Genomic DNA, 3,186 nt, shown 5'->3' on the forward strand with positions numbered 1-3,186 from the left:
AGGCCGATTATGTAGATGCCTCGATTATGTTAAGCGTCCGGGATAGCAGGCCGTAGATCCCAGTGTGCTCGAGCTTTTGCTTGCCGGGGTAGGAGTCTGAGCTCGACATAATTCCAGCGCTCTCCTGAAGTGGAGTTTCCACTCCAGGAGACGCTCATGAACCCATCCGCCCAATCCCGGCGCGCGCAACCTACGCGCCCAAGCGCAGCCCCCTCCGACGCCATCGCCGACGAACTGCGGCGGTACGACGACCACCTGCATGACGTCCGTGGCCTTGCGGCATGCACACGTCGCAACCATTGCCGCATCGTCGGTCTGTTGTTGCAGAAGAAGTTTGCCGGCGGCGTCATCGACATGGCCAGGCTGCATGCAGCCGATGTTCGGCGCTTCATCGCCGGGCAACTGGGGGACGGCCCCTCGCATTCTGCCGCTTCGCAAGTCGCAACCGCCTTGCGAAGTTACCTCCGCTACCGGACGATCTGCGGCGACTCGGTTGCCGGTCTGAGCGCAGTCATCTCCTCACCGGTGCAGTGGAACCTTGCAGTGCTGCCCCGCGCCCTCAAGCCGGACGAAGTTCAACGGCTGCTCGCCGCACTCCCTTATGGACGCAAGCCCAGGCGAGGTTATGCCATCGTCCGCTGCGCACTGGACATGGGGCTGCGCGCGGGCGAGATCGCGAACCTGTCGATCGACGACATCGACTGGCGAGAAGGCACGGTCACGCTGAAGGGGACGAAGTCGCGACGGCGGGACGTCCTGCCGCTGCCGATGACCACCGGGCAAGCCTTGGCGGACTATTTGCAGCATGAGCGCCCGGCAGCCCCAAGCCGGGCAATCTTCCTTTGCCGCCGCGACTCGCGTGACGTTCCAGTCACAACCTATGCGATTCAGAACGTGATCCGCCGGGCGTGCCAACGGGCCGGCTTGCCTGGTACAGGATCGCACGTCCTGCGGCATACGCTGGCGTGTCGCCTCGTCGAGAACGGCGGCTCACTCAAGGAAGTTGCTGATGTCTTGCGGCACCGGTCTCTGGAAACCTCCCGGATCTACGCGAAGCTCGACACGCCAAATCTCGCCGACGTTGCGCTGCCCTGGCCGGGGAGTGAATCATGAGCCGACGCCGAAGCCTGCAGGCCAGAATCGACGACTATCTGGCCGAGCGCCGTCGTCAGGGTTTCCGTCTGCGCTCCGGTGACGCCTTCCTCTCCAGGTTTGCCCGCTTCGTGGCGGCCAAACGCCATCGTGGTCCGCTGACGGCCGAGCTCATGGCCGAATGGGTGCGTACCGCCAAGGATGGCAATGGCGATGCAGGCACCTGGGCGCGCAGTTGGGGACGACTGCGGCACTTCATCTGTTACCTGCAGCAGTTCGAGCCGGATACCGAGTTGCCCGAGGCATCGCTCTTCGGCCCGGAACCCGGCCGCGTTGCACCCCACATCTACCATGACGACGAGATCGTCGAGTTGCTCGCGGCAGCACGCACACTCGGCCCCACTGGCAGCATTCGGCCCTTCACCTACGAAACCCTGTTCGGTCTGATGGCTTCGACCGGACTGCGCGTTTCCGAAGCCATTCACCTGCGCGATGCGGATGTCGACCTCAAGCGCGGGATGCTGACGATCCGGCAGACCAAGTTCGCCAAGTCTCGGCAACTGCCGATCCATCCGAGCACGGTCAAGGCACTGGGCTGCTACCGAAGGCAGCGCGAGAGGCATCTTCCGACGACAGCGGGCATGCCGTTTCTGATCAGCAGTCGTGGCCGCCGACTGGGGCTGCCGCTCAGCGATCGACAGGTACACCGCGTCTTTACCGGCCTGCGCGAGCGCCTCGGATGGATCAATCGCGGCGGACACGAGGCGCCCCGCTTGCACGACTTGCGCCACACCTTTGCTGTCCGGCGGTTGATGCGCTGGTACGCCGACGGTGCCGAGATCGACCAGAAGATGCTGGCCCTGGCGACCTACATGGGCCATGCCGAGATCTTCTACACGTACTGGTACCTCACCGGCGTTCCGGAGTTGATGGCCATCACAGCCAGGCGGTTCGAGCAGTTCGCCGACCTCGCGGGAGACGATGATGCGTAGGCAAGCCAAACCACCGCCATCGTTTCCCGCGCTCGTACAAGCCTTCTTCGTCGAACACCTGACACAACAACGCGCCCTCAGTCCGCGCACCGTGGCCGCTTACCGGGATGCCTTCATGCTCTTCCTGGGGTTTGCCGAGGCGCGCCTCGGCCGGTCGCCTGCGCTACTCACACTGCCCGACATCACGCCGGATCTGATAATGGCCTTTCTCGACCATCTGGAACGCGATCGGCACAACAGCGTGCGTAGCCGCAATGCCCGCCTCGCGGCGCTGCGTTCGTTCCTGAAGTTTGCGGCGCACCGCGACGTGTCATCGCTGCAGGTGATTGAACATGCGCTCGGTGTTCCGGCAAAACGCTTCGAACGCCCGATGCTCGGCTATCTGTCCCGGGAAGAGATGCTGGCGGTGATCGGAGCGCCAGATGGGACGTGGTTCAGCCAACGGGATCATGTGTTGCTACTGATGCTCTACAACACCGGTGCGCGGGTTTCAGAGATCGTCGCCGTGAAGGTCGGCGATGTCGTACTCGACGATGCTGCCGCTTGTGTTCATCTACATGGCAAGGGGCGCAAGCAGCGCAGCGTGCCGCTGTGGCGCTCAACCATCAGGGCGATCAGGGCTTGGCTTCGGCGCAATCCGCAGTTCGATTCGAACTCGCCGTTGCTACCCAATCGCGAAGGCCAAGCGATGTCGCGATGGAACGTGATGCAGCGACTGGAGCGCGCCGTCCAGGTGGCCGCGAAATCGTGCCCCGACTTGGCGACACGTCACATCTCGCCTCACATGATTCGCCACACGACGGCAATGCACCTGCTGCAGGCCGGCGTCGACATCAGCGTCATTGCGCTTTGGCTCGGCCATGAGAGCCCGGCAACGACGCACCAGTACGTCGAAGCTGATCTGGCGATGAAGGAGCGGGCGCTGGCCCGGCTTCACGAGCCAGAGGCCAAACTCAGGCGCTATCGGGCACCCGACTCGCTGATCGACTTCCTGCGAACGCTCTGATTATGTGGAGATCAAAAACGGCGCCTGCAGCCCCAGCCGGGCGGTTGGCGCACGACGCCCATGCTGGCTCAACATAATCGAGGCATCTACATAATC

3 protein-coding genes are annotated in these 3,186 nt (G+C 63.4%); all 3 read left to right on the forward strand.

Translation table 11 applies throughout. The annotated features are described in order from the left end of the window. Positions 1-321 precede the first annotated feature (321 nt). Genes C662_RS19395 through C662_RS19405 form a run of 3 tightly spaced genes read left to right on the forward strand, consistent with a single transcriptional unit; the run spans position 322 to position 3,090 of the window. The gene (locus C662_RS19395; RefSeq protein WP_232433283.1) at positions 322-1,113 is read left to right on the forward strand and encodes a site-specific integrase; all 792 of its coding nucleotides are present in this window, start codon (positions 322-324) and stop codon (positions 1,111-1,113) included. Then, positions 1,110-2,084 (forward strand): tyrosine-type recombinase/integrase, encoded by a 975-nt coding sequence (locus C662_RS19400; RefSeq protein WP_002930643.1) that lies wholly within the window; start codon positions 1,110-1,112, stop codon positions 2,082-2,084. The genes C662_RS19395 and C662_RS19400 overlap by 4 nt, the downstream gene beginning before the upstream one ends. Continuing rightward, entirely contained in the window at positions 2,074-3,090 is a 1,017-nt protein-coding gene (locus C662_RS19405; RefSeq protein ID WP_232433282.1) for a tyrosine-type recombinase/integrase, read from the forward strand. The genes C662_RS19400 and C662_RS19405 overlap by 11 nt, the downstream gene beginning before the upstream one ends. The last annotated feature ends 96 nt before the right edge of the window (positions 3,091-3,186 follow it).

This window comes from Thauera sp. 28 (genome assembly GCF_000310145.2).
Classification (GTDB): Bacteria; Pseudomonadota; Gammaproteobacteria; order Burkholderiales; family Rhodocyclaceae; genus Thauera; species Thauera mechernichensis.

Excerpts from the sequence above, each read along its gene's own strand:
- C662_RS19400 (WP_002930643.1), top strand. The coding sequence starts at position 1,110 with ATGAGCCGACGCCGAAGCCTGCAGGCCAGAATCGACGACTATCTGGCC.
- C662_RS19405 (WP_232433282.1), top strand. The coding sequence starts at position 2,074 with ATGATGCGTAGGCAAGCCAAACCACCGCCATCGTTTCCCGCGCTCGTA.